This is a genomic window from Apibacter sp. wkB309 (genome assembly GCF_002964915.1).
Taxonomy (GTDB): Bacteria; Bacteroidota; Bacteroidia; order Flavobacteriales; family Weeksellaceae; genus Apibacter.
Genome location: NZ_PSZL01000022.1, coordinates 475,602 through 497,175 on the forward strand (window position 1 = coordinate 475,602; position 21,574 = coordinate 497,175).

The window sequence follows — 21,574 nt, forward strand, 5'->3', positions numbered from 1 at the left end:
TAAAGACAAAATTGTTACTCTTATGAAATCATTACAAGGATTAGGTGTTGCTTTGATAACACCTTTTTGCGAAGATGGGACGGTTGATTTTCCATCCTTAGAAAAATTAGTAAATTACAATATTGAAGGCGGTACCGACTACCTAGTGATTTTGGGTACTACTGCCGAAAATGCTACTTTAAACTTAGAAGAAAAAAAACAGGTAATTGATTGCGTAAAAAAGAGTAACAACAAAAGATTACCTTTGGTTTTGGGTATAGGGGGAAATAATACGTCAGATATATTACATCAAGTTCGTACAACCGATCTGGAAGATTTTACGGCAATACTTTCCGTTTCTCCTTATTACAATAAACCTTCCCAAGAAGGAATTTACCTTCACTATAAAAGCATAGCAGAAAAAAGCAACAAACCTATACTACTATATAATGTTCCCGGTAGAACGGGCTCTAACATTGAAGCTGCAACAACTTTACGATTAGCTCAAGACTGCCCAAATATTTTAGGAATTAAAGAAGCAAGCCCGAACTTTTTACAGTCCACACAAATTATTAAAGACAAACCATCTGATTTTATGGTGATTTCCGGAGATGATGAATTAGCTTTACCTATGGTATTAGCAGGTGGTTTGGGAGTTATATCTGTTTTAGGTCAAGCTCTTCCCCATGAAGTTTCTCAAATGATGCAACTGGCATTAGAAAGGAAAGTCGATGATGCTTATAAAATTCATTATAAAATTAAAAAACTGTTTGAACTTATCTTTGCTGAAGGTAATCCTTCCGGTATAAAAGCATTATTATCTCTTAAAGGAATTTGTAAACCCTATACGCGTTTACCATTAACTCCTGCGTCTTCTAATCTCATTGAAAAAATAGAAAAAGAATTAGAGAACCTATCCATCTTAGCTTAAATTTTATTGCAATAAGGGTTTATCGAACTATTTATTAGCTGTTTACTTTTAGGTATCATTTATATCAATAAATGTTATTTATTTGTTTTAAATTATAAAAAGATGTAATTTTGTAGTTAGATGAAAAAAATACCTCTACTAGGTTTGTCATTTCTCCTTTTAATTAGTTGTGAGAGAAGATTAAATCAAGCTTTGAAAAGTACTGATAAAGACTTGATATTAAAGGTTGCTGAAGAATATGAACAAAGAAAAAAATATTCTCAAGCCATTAGCTTATACGAGTATGCAAACAAATTTATAGTAGGAACAGATGAAGCTCCTGAAGTTTCTTATCGAACAGCTTATTTAAATTACCTGGATAAAAACTACAGACTTGCAGCTCATCAGTTTAAAAATTTTGTAATGTCGTATCCTAAAGATTCAAGAGCAGATGAAGCTGCATTTATGGCTGCTTACTGTTATTATGCAGACTCTCCTGATTATAATTTGGATCAAACGAATACTCGTGATGCGTTAAAAGAATTACAACTCTATATTGATACGTATCCAAACTCGGATAAGATTGCAGAATGCAACCGAATGATGGACGATTTGACAAGAAAGTTGGAAAAGAAAGCCTTTGAAAATGCTAAAACTTTATATAAAGTAACAGAATATAAAGCCGCAATTATTTCTTTTGATAATGTATTAAGCGATTTTCCGGATACTAAGTTGCGTGAAGATATCTTAATTTATTCTTTAAGAGCAAAAACTGAATTAGCGGTTAATTCCATTCATAGATTGCAAAATGAACGGATCAATGATGCGGTTAATTCATATAACAACTTTTGCAAATTATTTCCAAAATCTGAATATTTGGACGAAGCTAAAAGATTGAATAATCGATTGGAAAATGCCAGAATTGTGTATCAGAACAAAGAAAAAAGCATTAATGAAGCAAAAGATCAATCGGAAGATAAATTAAAATCAGCAGAAAAAGAGCGAAAAAATAAAATAAGTTAACTAATTATACACCATCAAAATATGAATTTAAAAGAATTAAATGCACCCAACACAACCATTACTTTCAACAGACAACAAATTGAAAGTAAAGTAGGTAACATTTATGAAGCTATAGTAATCATAGGTAAAAGAGCTGAACAAATCAATACCTTTATTAAAAATGATTTAAACCAAAAATTAGATGAATTTGCTTCTAATAGCGATTCTTTAGATGAAGTATTCGAAAACAGAGAACAAATCGAAGTTTCAAAATATTACGAAAGATTACCTAAACCAACGTTAATTGCCATTCAAGAATGGTTAGATAACGATGTTTATTTTAGAAAAACAGACGCCTAATATCCATTTTTACAAATGTCGGTTTTAGAAGGGAAAAAGATCGTTTTAATTATTACAGGTGGCATAGCTGCTTATAAAACTGCTTCCCTTGTAAGGCTTTTCATGAAAAGAGGTTGTGAAGTGCAGGTAATTATGACCCCTAAGGCCCATAATTTTATTACTCCCTTAACTTTATCGACACTTTCCAAAAAACCGGTATATACTCAATTTTTTGAAGGGAACACCGGAGAATGGAACAACCATGTAGATTTAGCTTTACATGCCGATTATTTAGTGGTAGCACCTGCTACCTCCAATACATTGTCAAAAATGGCCAGTGCCGAAGCTGATAATCTGGCTTTAGCAACTTATTTGTCAGCAAAAAACACAGTATTTTTTGCTCCTGCAATGGATTTGGATATGTACAAAAATCCATACAATCAGGAAAACATTAAGAAACTTCAACAAAAAGGAGATATTTTAATACCTCCAAATAAGGGCGAACTTGCCAGTGGATTGGAAGGTGAAGGAAGAATGGCAGAGCCGGAAGAAATTTTAGACTTTATTGAAAATTATATACGAAAAGATTTAATTTTTTATAAAAAGAAACTATTGATTACTGCCGGTCCTACCTATGAACCTATTGATCCGGTACGTTTTATAGGCAATCATTCTTCAGGTAAAATGGGTTTTGAAATAGCAAAAGCAGCCGAAAAATTAGGGGCTGAAGTTACCTTAGTATCCGGTCCTACTTGTCAAAAACTTTCGCATTATTCTTCCATTAAAAGAATAGATGTTATGTCTTCTGAAGAAATGTATCAAAAAGTAACGGAACATTATCAGAATACAGATATTGCTATTATGGCCGCAGCTGTAGCCGATTATAGACCTGAAACTGTATCTAAAACGAAAATTAAGAAAAATGAAGAATCATTTTCTTTACCCTTATTAAAAAATAAAGATATACTTTTAGAGTTAGGTAAAACCAAAAGTAACCAATTTTTAGTGGGATTTGCTCTTGAAACGAATAATGAAGAAGAAAATGCTCTTACTAAATTGAACAAAAAGAATTTAAACATGATTGTTTTAAATTCTTTACAGGATAAAGGCGCAGGCTTTTCTTACGATACCAATAAAATAACCATTTTAGATAACAAGGGAGGTATAGAGTATTTTGATCTTCAAACCAAAGAAAAAGTTGCTGAAAATATTTTAAAATCTATTCATGAAAGAATTAAAACCTGATTTATGAAACATATATCTTTAATTACTCTATTGCTGTTTTTACCTTTGTTTGCTACTTGCCAACAATTATTGGCTGATGTTAATATTGATTACAGTAAAGTTCAAGGATCAAACAATCAAGTTTTTACTACCTTGAAAAAAGATTTAAAAGAATTCATCAACAATACGGACTGGGTTCAGGGTAAAAAATTATCTATGCAGGAACGAATTAAATGTTCGATAGGAATTATTATTGAGGAAAGAATTTCAACAGATAAATTTAAAGCTACCTTATTAATTCAATCCAGCAGACCGGTTTATAATTCTTCTTATATCACACCGGTGTTAAATTATCAAGATACCGATTTTACCTTTAATTATCTAGAATCCGAAAATTTAGTATTTAATGAAACCCGATTCAGCGGAAAAAATTTAACTGATGTTATTGCCTATTATATTTATATGATCTTAGGATATGACGCAGACACATTTTCACGATACGGAGGAAATGAATACTTTGATAAAGCTCAAAAAATTGCAGATAATTCCATCAATCAAGGATACAACGGGTGGAATACTTTTGACGGTCCTAGAACTCGAGGATCTCTTATTTCCGATCTTATAAATGATAAAGCAAAAATGTTAAGAAATATTTCTTATAATTATCATCGTTTAGGATTAGATGTAATGTCTTCTAATGAATTACAAGCTAAAACTCACATTGCTACTTATTTAATGAAATTAAATGAATATTCTTCCAATTATCAGTTTTATCCTTTAGATCTTTTCTTAACTGCAAAACGTGAAGAAATAGCCAATATATTTTCTGGCGGAACTCCGGTTACTTCAATGAACATTTCAGAATTGAAAACTCTGTTACAAAAAATCAATCCAATCAACAGTAACGAATACTGGAATAAAATTAAAAATTAGAAATTTATGCTTTCTCATTTATCAATTCGTAATTATGCGTTGATAGATATCCTGGATATTGACTTTCCTTCCAGTATGATAACTGTTACAGGCGAAACTGGTGCAGGTAAATCCATAATTCTGGGAGCATTAAAATTAGTTTTAGGCGAGCGGGCAGATTACAAATCTTTGAAAAATGCTGATGAAAAATGCTTTGTTGAAGCGGAATTCACTCTTGATCGCGAACTATTTTCTGACTTTTTTATTCAAAATGAATTAGATTTCGATCCTATTACTATTATTAGAAGAGAAATTTTACCTTCAGGTAAATCTAGAGCTTTTATTAATGATACTCCGGTTACCCTATCTGTATTACATTCGCTAACTGAAAAACTTATTGATATTCATTCTCAATTTGATACTTCGGATCTGATGAATGAAAAATATCAATTACATATATTGGATAATTATTCCGATGCTATTTCAGATTTGAAAGAGTATCAAAAAGTTTATCAAAAATACGTATTTGAAAATTCAAGGCTTACCTCGCTAAAGGAAAAATTACTTTCAGGTAATAAAGAAGTTGATTATAAAAACTATTTATTAGAAGAGTTAAATACGGCTCAGTTAGATTCCATCAATTTTGTTGAAACGGAAAATGAACTGAATTTGTTGAAAAATTCTGAATATTTAGCTCAAATCTTAACTGAAGTTAAACAAATCTTAGATAATGATGAAATAGGGATTTTAAATCAATTACGAGAAGTATCTTCGCGCATGGATAAAGGGTCGCAGTATTCAACGGATTTAATGAAATTATCTGAAAGAATCAGCAGCGTTAAGTTGGAATTACAAGATATATCAGCAGAATCCGAGTTTTTCCTTGAAAAATTAGACTTTAATCCACTTCATTATGAAGAACTTACTCAAAAAGTTGATTTAATTCATTCTTTATATGCGAAGCATAAAGTAACCACTATAGAGGAATTAAAACAAATTAGAGAGTCTTTATCTAAAGATACCTCTGATTTGATGAATTTGGAAAATCAAATCCAAGCCTGTCAAAAAACTATAAAAACACTTTCTTCAGAACTTACTAAATGGGCTCAGGATCTTCATACTAAGAGAAAGACACATGTTCCTGAATTAGAAAACAAAATACTCACTATACTTTCACATTTAGGAATGGAAAAATCTAAAATTGAAATTTCCATACAAAAAACAGATCAATTTACTGCAAACGGTACAGATATCGTCAATATCTTATTTTCCGCTAATGCCGGTATGTCCTTACAGCCTATAGCTAAAGCCATATCGGGAGGTGAACGATCTCGCGTTATGTTGGCAATAAAAAAAATTATGTCTGAAAAAGAAGCATTGCCTACTTTAATTCTTGATGAAATTGATACGGGGGTTTCAGGACGTATTGCTAATGAAATGGGAAAATTAATGCAGCAAATGGCTTCAACCATGCAATTAATTGCTATTACTCATTTGCCTCAAGTCGCGGCAAAAGGAAACAGTCAATTTAAGGTCGAAAAAACGGAAAAATCGGGGGAAACACAAACTCAAATACGATTACTGAATCATGAAGAAAGGATCGAGGAAATTGCTCAGTTAATAAGCGGTTCTGATATTACGGAAAACGCAAGAAAACAAGCTATTGAATTATTGAAATAATTTCAAGTTTTTTTAGTCACATTTTGAATTAATCCTTACTTACTAAAAATATAGTCTGATTCTCTTTTTTTATTCAAAAGTTTAAAATATACACTATTCTAAGTATAATCATTTATACTTCTTTATTTTTCAAATTACATTTCTTTATATTGGTTAGATACTAATAATTATTATAATCTAAATTATTTAACTATTTATTTTTTTGCAAATATTGATACATAATTATATTAAATTTGATTTTAAATTAATATATTTACAATGATTACAATATATATTTTGAAAAACTATAATCAAATTAAAAAAAGATGAAAACATTAATCATCAATGGTCACCCAAATTTAAATCAATCGATTATTCATAAAAGATGGTCCGAAGAATTAAAAAAATATCCGAAAGATTTTACAATTCATAATCTTTGCTATGAATATCCGGATTATAAAATTGATGTTCAAAAAGAACAAAAGTTAATTGAAAAACATGAAAACTTAATTTTACAATATCCAATATATTGGTTTAATGTACCCGGATTAATAAAGCGATGGATCGATGAGGTATTCACTTATGGCTGGGCCTATGGATCTAATGGGTATAAATTAAAAGATAAAAAAATAGCATTAGCATTGTCTGCCGGTATAAGTGAAGACGATCTTAAAGATAATAAAAATCTGAATTTGGAAGATTTAATTTTACCTATTAAACTCACGGCAGCCTATGTTAATTCAAATTTTAGGGGATATTATATGTTATATAATTCTTATTATGCAGCCGATAATGGTACTTTGGATAAAAGCATAGATGAATATTTATCCTTTATAAAAAACTTATAAAATTCATTGTATAAAAAAATCTTTCCGAAAGAAAGATTTTTATGAGTTAGTGAATCTTGTTTTTATTTAAAAATTGAGTCCAAATTAATTCCACCGTAATTTCCGGAACTCATCATTAAAAAAATACTGTTATTTTTGTCGATTTCTTTTAAATAATTCTCTAGTAAAACAGGATCTGTAAAGACTTGTAAATTATTTTTTTCGAAAGAATTTATAATCAGTTCTTTTGAAATTGGTTCCATCCTTTTGATCTTTAAAGCATCTTCACTATAAAAAACAAGTGCCTCATCAGCTTTGTCTAATGTGTTTTTGTATTGTTTTAAAAATTCAGGGTTTAGTGAACTGTACGTATGGAGTTCTAAACAAGCTATCAGTCGTTTATTGGAAAAATTTTCTTTAACTGCCTTAACTGTTGCCATTACTTTAGATGGTGCATGTGCAAAATCTTTATATACTATATATTCATTTGTATCGTATATTTTTTCCAATCTTCGTGAAGCACCTTTAAATGATAGTATTGCTTCATAAAACGCTTCATTTTGTATACCTATTTGATTACAAACCAATCGCGCACCCTCTAAATTCAATAGGTTATGTCTACCAAATAACGACAATTGTAATTCTCCTTCTGACGTTTGAAGATATACTTTTTCATCTTTAATTACATAATTGGGAGTATGATAAGGAAACTTTTTCAGATAGTTACTCGATTGTTCTACTACCTCTACAACTTCTTTATCTTCTTCATTATAAATTAAAGCACCTCCTTGACTTATCGTATTTACAAAAGAAAGGAAGGGTTGCTTATAAGACTCAAAAGTTGGAAACACATTGATATGATCCCAGGCGATCCCGCTGAGTAAAGCTATATTAGGTTGATACAAAAGAAATTTTGAACGTAAATCGATCGGTGAAGATAAATACTCATCCCCTTCTAAAATCATAAATTCATTAGTATCTGTGAGCTTTACCATGGTATCAAATCCTTCCAACTGAGCACCAACCATATAATCAACATCTACCTGATGATAATTAAGTACATGAAGAACCATAGAGGTTATCGTGGTTTTACCGTGAGAACCTGCGATAACTACTCGGGTTTTATTTTTAGATTGTTCGTATAGAAATTCAGGATATGAATAAATTTTTAAATTTAATTCTTTTGCTTTTTGAAGTTCGGGATTATCTGAATGTGCATGCATTCCCAAAATTACTGCATCTAAATCCGAAGTAATCTTGTCGGGAAACCACCCCAATGAATTGGGTGCTATACCTTGTTTTTTTAATCTTGAGAGGGAGGGTTCAAAAATTGCATCATCAGAACCTGTAACAGTGTAGCCTTTTTGAGCCAAGGCCAAAGCCAAATTATGCATGGCACTTCCACCTATCGCTATAAAATGTATTTTCATTTACCGATATTTTTCAGAACAAAGATACTTTTTTAAACTAAAAAAGACAGCTAAATATGACTGCCTTTTTTTATCTCTGCAATAAATTATAGTTCAAAAAATGATCGGGTCTTTTCTTCTTCCCTTTCTGCTTCCAGTTCCTCCACCGATTTAACTTTTAAAAAACTTGGATCTTGTTCTATAGCTATCATGATTTTAGCTAAAATTTCATTTGAATCTTCGTTCTCATAATCGATGTCTAATGGAGCTTTAAATGTCATTTTGGGTTCTACTCCCCTTTTTTTAACGAGTAATCCTTTACGATCAAAAGCTCTTCTGAATCCATCAATTACAACAGGTATTACAATGGGTTTATTTTTTTTGATAATTTTTGCTGCTCCTCTTCGACCGGGTGACCAAGGAGTTACCGTACCTTGTGGAAAAGTAACTACCCATCCGCTATCCAAGGCTTGCAAAATATTATCTATTTCATTCATATCTACTTTTCGATTGACATCTTTTCCTGCATCTCTCCAAGTTCTTTTGACAGTAATTGCTCCTGCTAAAGAAAATAATTTGGCTAATAACCCTTTATTCATGGTTTCTTTTGCCGCCACATAATATAAATCTACTTTCGGATCTAAAAGATAAACAGGATTTTTAATGGTGTCAATATAACCGTGCTTTACGGCACAAAAAACATGATACATAGCAAATACATCCGCAAAATAGGTTTGATGATTGGATACGAACAATACATTAGTATCGGGAAGCTTTAACAAGTTTTCAGTTCCTTTAAGCTTTAATTTATTAAATCCGTTGAATCTATTATATGATATAACCCCAAAGGTGAATATAAGAAATCTTTTTAAGATAAACCAATGGCCAAACGCATCTCTAAATATTCTTTTCTTCTTCTTTCCTTTTTCCATTTTTACACCCAGGTTTTTAAATTGTAAATTTATTACTTTTAAATTTATAATTAATTCAATACGTATTATTAGTACATTTAATGATTATACAAAATTAAAATTTATATACAGAATTCTTGTTAATTAAATATTAATTAAAACGAAAGTATTTTTAATTAACCCTGTATTTATCTCTATTTTTATTAAAAAAAAGAAATATCCTACCATTAAATCATTTAAATACAAATTCTATTCCAAGATAAAATAAAAATTTAAATTTAGTTTTCTATTCATATTTTAATAAATTTATTAGTTACTTCTTTTAAAAAATCTAAAAATAATTAATTTAATAAACTATAATTAGGTCTAATCCCTATCCACTGATATAAGGAATCGCTCAACTGATTTCTCATCACTTGATCCATGTTAGCGATTCTTGCTGAAGCATGGTTTGCTCCGTGAAGTTCCAATTTAAGGGAATTAGTTTTTAAAGAAGGGGTAACTTTGGTAGCACTCCATGTGTCCAATTCTCCATAAATATATATAAAATTAGTACCCTGAGTATCTAACCATTTTTCTAATTTTTTAGTAAGTTTCGAACTATACGTGATTTTTCCTGCTTCTTTAGGAGGAAATGTTGCCAAAGGATTATCAGTAAAATAGTTTAAATAATTTTTAAATGGTGAAATATCATATCCGTAATATCCCATTTCTAAGGCTGCTTGATAATAATGAGGCGCATATTGCTTAATTTCCTGATCACTAAAAAAACTTATATCAACGGCTTTTATAAGATAATCTACCCCCTGCGCAACCTCGTTGGATTGAGGAATGGAATCACAAGAATATCCCCATTGCCAAAATGAAAAAGGATATTCCAATACCGTATATTCAAATGCTTTGCCTAAGGATCCCAAATATTTATAGGTTAGACCTTTTATATCAGAATAGGCTTGTACATATTTTAAGGCTTCCTTTTCATTTTTTAGCATAAACAGTTGAAATTCTTTAATTTTCTTTCTGCAAGTTTCTGATCCCACCGAGTTTAAAAAACTATATATTCGCGAATCTTCCAAAGAATAATTTATCGGGGCCACATACGGAACGGAGACATCTACGTCTTCAGGAAAAAAATATCGATAATATATAGTTGTTTGTCCTCCTTTGCTTATACCCGTGCTGATCCATTTTTTACCGTATATTTTTTTAAAAATAGTATTTATATGGTGTAAATCATGAGCTGCATTATAAAGAGTCAAATACTTCCAGTTAAATATTGACGAATCGGGTATTGATGTTCCAAAATATCGATGTTCAATATTTAAATCGTTAGAATTTAAGATTTGCTGCAATTCATTTTTAAAATCATACATCCCATACCCTTGCGTTTCCATGATCATAGGCCGATCAAAGCCTGTATGGGTCAAAATGACTTGTTGATTAAAATAACCGGTATGGGGATCCGACCAATCTAAAGGTTGTTTAATTTGTAATTTATATTGTAAAGGTCCTCCTTTAAAAGTTTCAATCCTTTCATAAGTTATATCTTGTTGTTTCGATAGAAATTCTTCCAGTTTTTTTCTGTCTGACTCTTGAGCTGATAAAATATGAAACGAAAATAATAGAGTAAAGACAAAGAGTATTCTTTTCATATTAAAATATTATATATGATTTATTTTATGGATTTGATCTTAGTATAAAAACGTTTTTGGTTCATAAAAAAAACCGCTAAAAGCGGTTGTATATTTTTATATTTCTAATGCTTTATTTATGTTATTATTCATCAACAATTCCAATGGATTTTCAAGAGCTTCTTTCACAGCCACTAAAAAGCTAACCGATTCTTTACCATCGATAATTCTATGATCATAAGAAAGGGCAACATACATCATGGGAGCAATAACAATTTGTTTGTTTTTTGCGATAGGCCGCTCAATTATGTTGTGCATTCCAAGAATTGCACTTTGTGGTGGATTGATGATCGGGGTAGATAACATAGAACCAAAAACTCCTCCATTGGTAATGGTAAATGTTCCTCCGGTCATTTCATCCACGGTAATTCTTCCGTCTCTCACTTTTTCCGCAAGGATCTTTATATTTTGCTCTACTCCTCTAAATGTCATGGTTTCCGCATTTCTAAGTACAGGAACCATTAATCCTTTAGGTCCGGACACAGCTATGCTTATGTCTTGAAAATCATAGGTTATTTTATTCTCTCCGTCGATCATAGAGTTAACATCGGGAAACAGTTGCAATGCTCTTACAACAGCAAGGGTAAAAAAAGACATAAATCCTAAATTCACATTGTGTTTATTTTTAAATGCCTCTTTATATTCATTCCTTATACGATAAATTTCACTCATGTCCACTTCATTAAAAGTAGTCAACATGGCGGTTTGATTTTTAACGGTTACCAATCTTTCGGCTACTTTTCTTCTAAGCGCCGATAATTTAACTGATTGGTACGTTCTGACTCCATTTCCTGTAGAATTACCAAGAGATGGAACTGCTTGTAACGCATCATTTTTTGTTATTCTTCCATTTTTACCGGTTCCTTGAATATCTTCGGGAGAAATATTTTTTTCTTTAACTATTTTTCTGGCCGCGGGTGAACAAGTTCCTTTTACATATGAATCGGCGGGTCTTTCTTGAGAATTTTCCGATGTATGAGTAGAAACAGTTGCTTCTGTTTCGTTGGTTGCTATTTCTTTTTTATCATGAATTGGATTTACAGCATCCGTGTCAATTAAACATATAATATGTCCTACCTGAACTGTATCTCCCTCTTGAGCTTTCAAAGATATTTTACCGGAAGCTTCTGCCGGAAGGTCTAAAGTGGCTTTATCGCTGTCTATTTCCGCAATAGCCTGATCTTTTACAACATAATCTCCCTCTTTAACCAACCAGGTTGAAATTTCTACTTCTGTTATTGATTCCCCGGGAGAGGGAACTTTCATTTCAAGTATCATAAGTTCAAATATTTTATTTTTTAATGGTTTATTTTATATTTTCAAACACAGAATTGATTAATTTTTTTTGTATTTTATCGTATCGTTTGTGTGAGCCCGGTGAAGGAGAACCGCTTTCGGAGGTATAAATTCCTTCAATATTGTATTTTCTAAATTCTTTGAGTATGTACCACCAAGCTCCCATATTTTCGGGTTCTTCTTGTGCCCAAATTAACTCTTTTTGAAAAGAATACTTTTGTAATATTTGTTGAATTTTATCCCAATGTAAAGGATAGAGTTGTTCTATACGTACCAACGCCACTCGTTCCTCTTTTAGTTCTTCTCTTTTCTTATCTAATTCATAGAATAATTTACCTGAACATAAAACGACACGAGTTATTTTTTCAATATTAGTTGCTTTTGAATCATCGATTACCTCTTCAAAGGCACCTTCTGCTAGTTCTTCCAGGGTAGACACTACTTGAGGATGTCTTAGTAAACTTTTAGGAGAAAAAACAATCAACGGTTTCCTATAATCAGTTTTCAATTGTCGTCTTAAAGAATGAAATAAATTCGACGGAGTAGTTGCATTCACTACATACATATTTCCATTGGCACAAAGAGAAAGGAATCGTTCGATCCTCGCCGAAGAATGTTCTGCTCCTTGTCCTTCAAAACCATGCGGAAGCAACATAACCAATCCGTTTTGCATTTTCCATTTATCTTCAGCGGCAGAAATATATTGATCAATTACAATTTGTGCTCCGTTGGCAAAATCTCCAAATTGGGCTTCCCAAATTGTAAGCGAGAAAGGAGAAGTCATGGCATATCCATATTCAAATCCTAAAACCCCATATTCTGACAGCAAGGAATTATAAACATAGAATTTAGCTTTAGTATTCAAGCTGTTTAATAAGATGATTTCTTCTTCTGTGTCTTCCGTTTTAATCACTGCATGACGGTGTGAAAAAGTTCCTCGTTCAACATCCTCTCCGGATAATCGGACATGATGTCCTTCCGTTAACAGCGAACCGTAAGCCAATAATTCTGCCATCCCCCAATCTATGGTTTGGGTAACATCAATCATATCCCGCCTTTGTTTCAATAAACGTTTGGTTTTATTAAAAAGGTTTTTTCCTTCCGGTACTTCCGTAATTTGATGCGCTATGGTACGCAAGTTTTCCAATGGAAAAGTAGTGTCTATAGGTGTTAAAAGTTCGGCAGCTCCTACTCTTTCAAAATCTTTCCATTCTTGCTGCATGAATAATTCTACGGTCGCTTGTTCCATTTCTTTGGAATCTTCCAAATTTTTATCCAGTAACTTTCTGTATTCTTCATCATCGTCAGCCACCATTTTTTGCGTGATGATATCATCTTTTTCAAGTTTTGCTCGATATATTTCTCTGGGATTCGGATGATTTTCAATTATTTTATATAATTGAGGCTGTGTAAAACGAGGTTCATCGCCCTCATTATGTCCATATTTTCTATACCCTAAAAGGTCAATAAAAACATCTTTATTAAAGGTATTCCTGTAATCCGAAGCAAATCGTACTGCATAAATAACTGCTTCTGCATCATCTGCATTTACATGCAATACCGGACATAAAACCGTTTTAGCTATGTCTGTACAGTAGGTGCTGGAACGTGCGTCTAAATAGTTGGTAGTAAATCCTACCTGATTATTAATTACAATATGAATGGTTCCTCCGGTTTTATAGCCGTCCAAGTTCATCATTTGAATTACTTCATATACAATTCCTTGAGCTGCAATGGCTGCATCTCCATGGATTAGTATAGGCATGACTTTACCGTAATCTTCTTGATACTCGTGATCTGTTTTTGCTCTCGCAATTCCTTCCACTATGGCATCAACGGTTTCCAAATGTGAAGGATTGGGAGCTAAACTTATTTTAACGGTTTTACCTTTTTTAGTTTTATAATTATTACATGATCCTAAATGATATTTTACATCTCCTGAAAAAATAGTTTCTGAATAATCTTTACCCTCGAACTCATTAAATATTTGCGAATACGATTTATTAAATATGTTGGCTAAAACATTCAATCTTCCTCTATGGGCCATTCCGATTACGATTTCTTCCACTCCTAATTCTGAGGAATGGTTAATTATTTCATCTAAAGCGGGAATTAAAGTTTCTCCTCCTTCTAATGAAAATCTTTTTTGACCGACAAATTTTGTATGTAAGAAATTTTCAAAGGCAACGGCATGTGAAAGCTTTTTTAATATTCTTTTCTTTTCTTCTACATCTAATACGGGCTGATTAAAATTTTGTTTTATCCAATTTTGAATCCAACGGATTTCTTCAGGTTTTCTAATATATATGTATTCAATTCCAATGGAACTGCAATATTCTTTATTAAGTATATCTATTATTTCTTTTAAAGTATATTCTCCTTCTATTCCTATAATTTTACCGTTGACGGGTACGGATAAATCTGACTCACTAAGTCCGAAATTTTCTATGCTTAAATCGGGAGTATAGGTTCTTCTTTGCCTGACCGGATTGGTTTTAGTAAATAAATGACCTCTTGTTCGATACCCGTTTATTAAATTTATTATCTTAAATTCTCTTATGATATCTTCAGAAATTCCTTTTGCATTTGAAAAGTCCTTTTCGCTATATTGATTATATTCAGATGTTTCATTGTAGGATTTTCGGGCAAAATCAAATCCTTGAAAAAAGCTTCTCCAGCTGGGTTCTATGCTATCGGGAAATTTCAAATATTTTTGATACAACTCATCTATGTATTCTGAATTGATTGCATTTAAAAATGAAAATTGGTCCATTTTATTTTTTGCTTTAAACGGGTATATTTTATTTACTGTATAGGTTCAAATCTACTGATTTTGATAATATCTTCAAAGTAAATATTTTTTATATTATAAATTTATTGGTAGTAAGTGAACATTTATTTTTTGAAAATAAGATTCTTATTTTTAGTTTGTATATGTATTGACACATTAATATTCTATATAAATTCCTCATTAACTATCCTATTCATCCAAATTTTAGTTATGCTGTAATTTTAACATTTCTAGAATTTATCTATATTTTAGAAATGACTTTAAACTATTTTAAGAATATTAATTTATAGGTTATATTTAAGCTACTAAAACTTTAAGTGATTGAGGTAATAAGGAAACTGTTAGTTTTTTAGCATTTGTGGGTATATATTCTCCATCAATTTGTAAATATTTTCCATCAAATTCAATTTCTAATTGATTGGATTTAAAAAATATTTTCTTCTTACTTCCGAAATTAGTATTTAATAAATATCCCATACCGATTAAACCAAACGTTCCCCAAGAACATTCAGTTATCAAATTAACATCAAATTTACCGTCTTGCAAAGAAGCCTTGGGAGAAATGGAAAACCCGTATCCTAAACAATTACTGTTAGAAATATTCAGCATCATGGCTTTTCCCTTGAAGTTTTTCGTTTCTGAATGCATATCAATCTGAATGGGCTTATATTTAAAAACACTTACGATAGCACTTTTAACATATCCCGCTAATTGCCTTTTCTTTTGATGAGCATATTCTTTCACAGTATGTGCATCAAAGCCTATACCTGCATTACTAAAGAAATATATATTATTAATCTTTCCACAATCAATTTTTTTACAAGTATGTTGGGAAGTTTTCAAAGATTGTAAAGCTTCTTCATAAGTAAGAGGAATATCTAAATGTCGGGCCAATCCATTTCCGGAACCTATAGGAACGATTGCTAAAGGGATTTCTTTATTAAGTAAGGCAGTAGCTACTTCATTAAGTGTTCCGTCGCCTCCACAACTTACAATAAGGTCGGCTCCTTCTTTAATGGATTGCAATGCAAATTTATATCCATCATCTTTTTTTCTTGTTACTTTGATTTCTTTATCATAGTCTGCAAAAAGTTCTTCTATCCTATTTTTTACTTTCTTACCTAATCCTTTACCTGAAATAGGATTAACTATAAAATGAATTTTTTTGTCTTTCATTTTAATGGGATATGAACTTAGTTGGTACTATTTTTTAAATCTTTGATCATTTGAATGGGATCTTTCGCATTGAAAATGCTACTTCCGGCAACCAATACATCAGCTCCGACATCTGTTAGCTTTTTAGCATTTTCCAGACTGACTCCTCCGTCAACTTGTATTAATGCTTGGGAATTTTTTTGTATAATTAAATCCTTACAAGAGGCTATTTTTTTATATGAATTTTCAATAAATTTTTGTCCTCCAAACCCTGGATTTACTGTCATTACTAATACTAAATCCAAATCTTGGATAGTATCATCCAGTAAATTTATATTAGTATGAGGATTCAATGCAACTCCGGCTTTCATACCTAAATTTTTAATTTCCTGAATTGTCCGGTGTAAATGGATACAGGCTTCATAATGAACCGTAATATAATCGATACCTAAATTTTTAAAAGTTTGAAAATATTGACTCGGATTTACAATCATTAAATGAGCATCTTTGATTTTTTTAGCTTTTTTATTAACAGCTTCTAAAACCGGAAATCCGAAAGAAATATTAGGGACAAATACTCCATCCATGATATCTATATGAAACCAATCGGCTTCGCTCGAATTGATCATTTCAATATCCTTATCTAAATTCCCAAAGTTTGCTGAAAGGATGGAAGGTGCTAGTAGTGCCATTTTTTTTATACAAATTTATAAAAAACTATTTACTAATCGATATTGGAATTTAGCCGAACAAATCAGTGCGACATACTACCTTTCTCCTTACAGAAAGAATTTTAGGCATTACATTTGTATAAAATTTCACTTATGAATTTATATATTAAAAATATGGTTTGTGATCGCTGTATTTTTGCGGTTGAGGAAATTTTAAAAGAAATTCATATTAAGCCGGTTATTGTTAGGCTTGGAATGGTTATTTTAAATGAGGAATTGAGCAAAGAAAAGGAGCATATTTTTAGTGATAAATTAGAAAAGCTGGGGTTCGAGCTTATTAGTGATTCTAATCAAAAAATAATTGAAAAGATTAAATCTCTGTTAATTTCACAGATCCGAGAACATACAGTACCATCGATAACTTATTCTGAGTTATTATCCCAAAAATTAAACAAAGACTATTCTTATTTAAGCAAACTTTTTTCTTCTTCAGAAGGCATTACCATTGAACATTATATCATTCTACAAAAAATAGAAACCGTAAAAGAACTGTTGTCTTATGAGGAATTGAATTTATCGGAAATTTCTTATAAGTTGGGCTACAGCAGCGTTGCTCACCTTTCTGCACAATTTAAAAAAGTTACCGGACAAACACCCTCTCAATTTAAAGCTCAAAAAATAAAAACAAGAAAAAGCATAGATAAAATAATATAATATTTTCCATTTCTTATTATATATTAATTTATTTATTTAAATATTATATTATTTTAGCATATAAATATAAAATGATTTACTAAAGTTTATGGTTATAAGATATTAAATTTATGATATATATCTATTTTTATTCAATTTCATATAAAATTTTAGACATGAAATAAAATTTTTTATAATATACATATTAATTTGGACTTTTACTATTATATTTATAGTTTTGTCATCGTTAATTTAATTGCTTTTTAACAATGAACAGGAATAAGACCTTTGACTCTTTGAAATTTATATTAGTTTGTTTTGTAGTATATGCTCATACTACCGAAAACCTTTACAAAGATAGAGGAACAGCTGTTTTAGTTAGCTTTCTCTCTACTTTTACCATGCCTCTTTTTATATTTATATCCGGCTATTTTTCAAAAAACATCACGTGGGATAAATACACCAAGTCATTTAAATCTTTAGGACTCACCTACTTAGCCGCACAGCTAACTTATTCCATCCCTTTCATAACCGTACAAGCAGTAACCCTTCCTGCAGATCAATTTAATATTATTCAAAAAATTATTTCGATTTTCATTCTTCCTTATGGAGGGCTTTGGTATGTGGTTGGTCTATTAGTTTGGAGACTACTTGTTTACTATATCGCTAAGTTTAACTTAAAATTCCCATTAGTGTTTAGTTTATCACTGATTATACCTTTACTGTTTGGCTTTATAGATATCCAGTTAAATGCCTTCAGAGTAATAACCTTCTTTCCGTACTTTGTTTTAGGTTATTATTGCAATGAACAAATGTTCAATAAAATCAGAAAAGTTAATCCTATTATACCCGTTGTTATTTTATTAGCCATATTCACCGGTTTATTCTTTTATAAAAACCTTTTTTATTTTGTGATGGCTACTTTTGGGGAAGGATCTTATAAAAGTACTTATCCGACTCTTTTACAGGGATTTTTATATAGAGCATCTTTCTATTTAATTAGTATGATAAGTATTACTTGCGTAATCAATTTAGCAACTGACCGATTTTATAAATTAGGTAAATATTCGTTGGGAATATTTTTGGTGCATCCTTGTGTTATTTTTATAATAGCGGGTATCCGAATGTATTTACTTCCTCCTTTAGATATTACCTACCCGATTCTTTTTGATTTTCCACTATCAATGGTTATAACCTTTATAAGTTTATACTTATCGGAAACAAAACCGATCCAATATTGGATGAGTCCAATAATGTTTTTTCAAAAAAAATAAAAAAATTGCCTGTTTAATACAGGCATTTTTTTTGTTATACACCCTTTTTTGTAAATACTCATACTTTTAGAGATAATTTATTAATAAGCAATTTACTTGTATATTATTTAATTTATTAAATTGTGTATTTGATAAATAATAAGCTTATTTTTTTATTCAAACTACCTACTGTATATTTTCAAAACTTAAGCTAATTTCACTAATAAATAAAATTAAAAAGCTGTAATTTAGCAATCCATTATGATATTAGTTACAGGAGGTACGGGCTTAGTAGGAAGCTATCTTTTATTAAAGTTAGCCGAAAAAGGTAACCAAGTTAAAGCTTTATATAGATCGGAAGATTCTAAACAAGAAGTTTTCAACTTGTTTAAATTATACGAACCGGAAAGATTTAAAGAATTATATGATTCTTTACAATGGATTAAAGGGGATATTCTTGATATTATCTCTCTGGACGAAGCTTTTACAGATGTAACAAAAGTATATCATGTTGCCGGAAAGGTTAGTTTTGATGAAAAAGATAAAAAAGAATTACGCAAGATAAATATTGAAGGAACTCAAAATATGGTTAATTTATCTATTAATCATAAAATAGATAAATTTTGTTATATAAGTTCAATTGCCACCTTAGACCCCAATTTAGAAGATTCCTCAATTAATGAAAATGCTGAGTGGAATTTTAAATTCAATCATTCTTCCTATGCGTGCTCGAAATACGGAGCTGAAATGGAAGTGTGGAGAGGTTCTCAAGAAGGATTACATGTGTTAGTTGTATTTCCGGGTATCGTATTAGGTTCCGGAAATTGGAAACGAGGCAATGGATTACTCTATGATCAGGCATATGCAGATCGAGCCTATTATACTTCGGGGATTACCGGATGTATTGATGCTTCGGATGTCGCCGATATTTGTATACGACTTATGGATGATCCTTCAATTAGTAATGAAAAATTTATTTTAACAGCAGACAACATATCGTATAAAAACCTCATGTGCCTGTTAAGAAAAGAATTGAAGAGGAAACCTCCTGTTAAAATATCTAATTCATTGTTAAAAAGGATATCCGTATTGTCTCGGTTTTTACCCGGTAAGAAAACGTTAAGTAAGCCTGTTTATTTAGCATTGACTTCTCAAAACACCTATTCCAACGACAAGATAAAAAAATTATTATCTTATGCATTCATACCTATTCAAGATTCGTTAAAATTTCACGCTAAAAATTATCTACAATATAAAAAATTAAGTAATGATTGAGGAAAATTTTATTCCATCTGAAACGTATAAAAATATAGAAAATGGAGAAGTGAACGCTAAATGCAGTTCGAATATAGCATTAGTTAAATATTGGGGTAAATATGATTTACAATTACCTGCTAATCCATCCATAAGTTACACACTTACCGAAAGTTTTACGGAAACTTCAATCCAATTTCAAAAATCCGATACCTTTTCGGTAAAAGTATATCTTGAAGACCAAATTCAAGAAAATTTCGCAGCAAAAATTCATACCTATTTTCTATCTATAAAAAAATATTTACCATTCATTGACCAATATTCATACACCATACATACAAAAAACTCTTTTCCTCACAGTAGTGGAATTGCTTCATCTGCATCCGGATTTGGTGCTTTGGCCTTATGTCTTATGAATATGAGCGAATTATTGGGAGAGAAAAATTCTGAAGAGTTTACGTTAAGAAAAGCTTCTTTTTTGGCTAGATTAGGTTCCGGAAGTGCATGCAGATCAATTTACAAGGGATTGGCTGTATGGGGTAAAAGCCCAAATATACCTTCCAGTTCCGATTTATATGCTATTCCTTTTCCCTATGAAATAGCTCCTATATTTAAAGAAATTCAAGATACCATTTTATTGGTCCATGAAGGATCTAAACAAGTGAGCAGCTCCGTTGGCCATAGTTTAATGAAAAGACATCCCTATGCATCCACACGCTTCCAAGAAGCAAATAAAAATTTATCTGAAGTTTGCGATTTGATTCAATCCGGAGATTGGGAACAATTTGGTAAAATAGTTGAACATGAAGCATTGACACTTCATGCCATGATGATGACTTCTACCCCGCCCTATATTTTAATTAAGCCAAACACATTGGCGATCATTGATAAAATTTGGAAATTCAGACATGATTCTAAAGCTCAATTATATTTTACTTTGGATGCCGGAGCTAATATACATTTGCTTTATCCTGAAAAAGAAAAAGGTCTGATTACCAGTTTTATAAAAAATGATCTTATTAAATATACTGAAAATGGAAATATAATATTAGATCGGGTTTTATTTTAAACATAAGGTATAAAAAAACAGTTTAAATCTTTACAAAAAAATGTAAAGTCTTCTTTATAAGAACGAAAAAAAGAGGGAATTTGCTTGTATATATCAAACAAAATATTACCTTTGTTAAATTAAGATAAATAACCTTATTAAAATTAAATCATCATGAACAAATCAGAATTAATTGATGCAATTGCAGCTGATGCTGATATTACTAAAGCAGCAGCAAAAAAAGCTTTAGATTCATTTTTGAATAATGTAACCAAAGCATTAAAAAAAGGAGACAAAGTTACTCTTGTAGGTTTTGGAACTTTTTCTGTTTCTAAAAGAAGTGCAAGAGAAGGAATTAATCCTCAGACAAAAGCTAAGATTAAAATTCCTGCTAAGAAAGTTGCTAAATTTAAAGCAGGTGCAGAATTATCCACTGCAGTTAACTAGATAGACTAAATTAATTAAGTTTAAAAAAATTAAAGGCTGTTATGATAACAGCCTTTTTATTTATTTTGTAATGAATTTGACACGTATTTAAAAAAATACTACT

General features: G+C 30.8%; 19 protein-coding genes. 12 read left to right on the top strand and 7 right to left on the bottom strand.

Annotation, left to right across the window (positions count from 1 at the left end; all coding sequences use genetic code 11):
• Positions 1-22 precede the first annotated feature (22 nt).
• The 7 genes from dapA to C4S75_RS08045 all read left to right on the top strand — a co-directional run bounded on the left by dapA (position 23) and on the right by C4S75_RS08045 (position 6,873).
• Entirely contained in the window at positions 23-910 is an 888-nt protein-coding gene (dapA, locus tag C4S75_RS08015) for a 4-hydroxy-tetrahydrodipicolinate synthase (protein WP_105297778.1), read from the top strand.
• 120 nt (positions 911-1,030) lie between these two features.
• Entirely contained in the window at positions 1,031-1,912 is an 882-nt protein-coding gene (locus C4S75_RS08020; protein ID WP_105297779.1) for an outer membrane protein assembly factor BamD, read from the top strand.
• A 21-nt stretch (positions 1,913-1,933) separates the two neighbouring features.
• Positions 1,934-2,251: a DNA-directed RNA polymerase subunit omega gene (locus tag C4S75_RS08025; RefSeq protein ID WP_105297780.1), complete on the top strand. Its 318-nt coding sequence runs from the start codon at positions 1,934-1,936 to the stop codon at positions 2,249-2,251.
• 15 nt (positions 2,252-2,266) lie between these two features.
• Positions 2,267-3,475: a bifunctional phosphopantothenoylcysteine decarboxylase/phosphopantothenate--cysteine ligase CoaBC gene (coaBC, locus tag C4S75_RS08030; protein WP_105297781.1), complete on the top strand. Its 1,209-nt coding sequence runs from the start codon at positions 2,267-2,269 to the stop codon at positions 3,473-3,475.
• A 3-nt stretch (positions 3,476-3,478) separates the two neighbouring features.
• The gene (locus tag C4S75_RS08035) at positions 3,479-4,387 is read left to right on the top strand and encodes a DUF4835 family protein (RefSeq protein ID WP_105297782.1); all 909 of its coding nucleotides are present in this window, start codon (positions 3,479-3,481) and stop codon (positions 4,385-4,387) included.
• 6 nt (positions 4,388-4,393) lie between these two features.
• Entirely contained in the window at positions 4,394-6,046 is a 1,653-nt protein-coding gene (recN, locus tag C4S75_RS08040; RefSeq protein WP_105297783.1) for a DNA repair protein RecN, read from the top strand.
• Between the two features lie 305 nt (positions 6,047-6,351).
• Entirely contained in the window at positions 6,352-6,873 is a 522-nt protein-coding gene (locus C4S75_RS08045; RefSeq protein ID WP_105297784.1) for an NAD(P)H-dependent oxidoreductase, read from the top strand.
• A gap of 62 nt (positions 6,874-6,935) precedes the next feature.
• Here the strand turns inward: C4S75_RS08045 and murC are convergent, their stop codons facing one another.
• The 7 genes from murC to rpe form a co-directional block, all read right to left on the bottom strand.
• Positions 6,936-8,282 (bottom strand): UDP-N-acetylmuramate--L-alanine ligase, encoded by a 1,347-nt coding sequence (murC, locus tag C4S75_RS08050; protein ID WP_105297785.1) that lies wholly within the window; start codon positions 8,280-8,282, stop codon positions 6,936-6,938.
• A gap of 86 nt (positions 8,283-8,368) precedes the next feature.
• Entirely contained in the window at positions 8,369-9,193 is an 825-nt protein-coding gene (locus C4S75_RS08055; RefSeq protein ID WP_105297786.1) for a 1-acyl-sn-glycerol-3-phosphate acyltransferase, read from the bottom strand.
• Between the two features lie 320 nt (positions 9,194-9,513).
• A complete protein-coding gene (locus C4S75_RS08060) occupies positions 9,514-10,824 on the bottom strand; it encodes a S28 family serine protease (protein ID WP_105297787.1) in 1,311 nt (436 codons plus the stop codon).
• A gap of 96 nt (positions 10,825-10,920) precedes the next feature.
• Positions 10,921-12,141: a 2-oxoglutarate dehydrogenase complex dihydrolipoyllysine-residue succinyltransferase gene (gene odhB, locus C4S75_RS08065; RefSeq protein ID WP_105297788.1), complete on the bottom strand. Its 1,221-nt coding sequence runs from the start codon at positions 12,139-12,141 to the stop codon at positions 10,921-10,923.
• A gap of 28 nt (positions 12,142-12,169) precedes the next feature.
• On the bottom strand, positions 12,170-14,932 hold the full coding sequence (locus tag C4S75_RS08070) for a 2-oxoglutarate dehydrogenase E1 component (RefSeq protein WP_105297789.1): 2,763 nt from the start codon (positions 14,930-14,932) through the stop codon (positions 12,170-12,172).
• 315 nt (positions 14,933-15,247) lie between these two features.
• A complete protein-coding gene (locus tag C4S75_RS08075; protein ID WP_105297790.1) occupies positions 15,248-16,126 on the bottom strand; it encodes a diacylglycerol kinase family protein in 879 nt (292 codons plus the stop codon).
• A 17-nt stretch (positions 16,127-16,143) separates the two neighbouring features.
• On the bottom strand, positions 16,144-16,797 hold the full coding sequence (gene rpe, locus C4S75_RS08080) for a ribulose-phosphate 3-epimerase (RefSeq protein WP_105297791.1): 654 nt from the start codon (positions 16,795-16,797) through the stop codon (positions 16,144-16,146).
• Between the two features lie 132 nt (positions 16,798-16,929).
• On the opposite strand from rpe, the gene C4S75_RS08085 reads away from it, so the two are divergent.
• From C4S75_RS08085 to C4S75_RS08105, 5 genes are all read left to right on the top strand, one after another.
• Positions 16,930-17,490: an AraC family transcriptional regulator gene (locus tag C4S75_RS08085; protein ID WP_105297792.1), complete on the top strand. Its 561-nt coding sequence runs from the start codon at positions 16,930-16,932 to the stop codon at positions 17,488-17,490.
• A 248-nt stretch (positions 17,491-17,738) separates the two neighbouring features.
• Complete coding sequence (locus C4S75_RS08090; protein WP_105297793.1) at positions 17,739-18,743, top strand: acyltransferase family protein; 1,005 nt, start codon at positions 17,739-17,741, stop codon at positions 18,741-18,743.
• Between the two features lie 240 nt (positions 18,744-18,983).
• Positions 18,984-19,997: an SDR family oxidoreductase gene (locus tag C4S75_RS08095; RefSeq protein WP_105297794.1), complete on the top strand. Its 1,014-nt coding sequence runs from the start codon at positions 18,984-18,986 to the stop codon at positions 19,995-19,997.
• A complete protein-coding gene (locus C4S75_RS08100) occupies positions 19,990-21,045 on the top strand; it encodes a diphosphomevalonate/mevalonate 3,5-bisphosphate decarboxylase family protein (protein WP_185116744.1) in 1,056 nt (351 codons plus the stop codon). The genes C4S75_RS08095 and C4S75_RS08100 overlap by 8 nt, the downstream gene beginning before the upstream one ends.
• A 153-nt stretch (positions 21,046-21,198) precedes the next feature.
• On the top strand, positions 21,199-21,471 hold the full coding sequence (locus tag C4S75_RS08105; RefSeq protein ID WP_105297795.1) for an HU family DNA-binding protein: 273 nt from the start codon (positions 21,199-21,201) through the stop codon (positions 21,469-21,471).
• Positions 21,472-21,574: the final 103 nt, after the last annotated feature.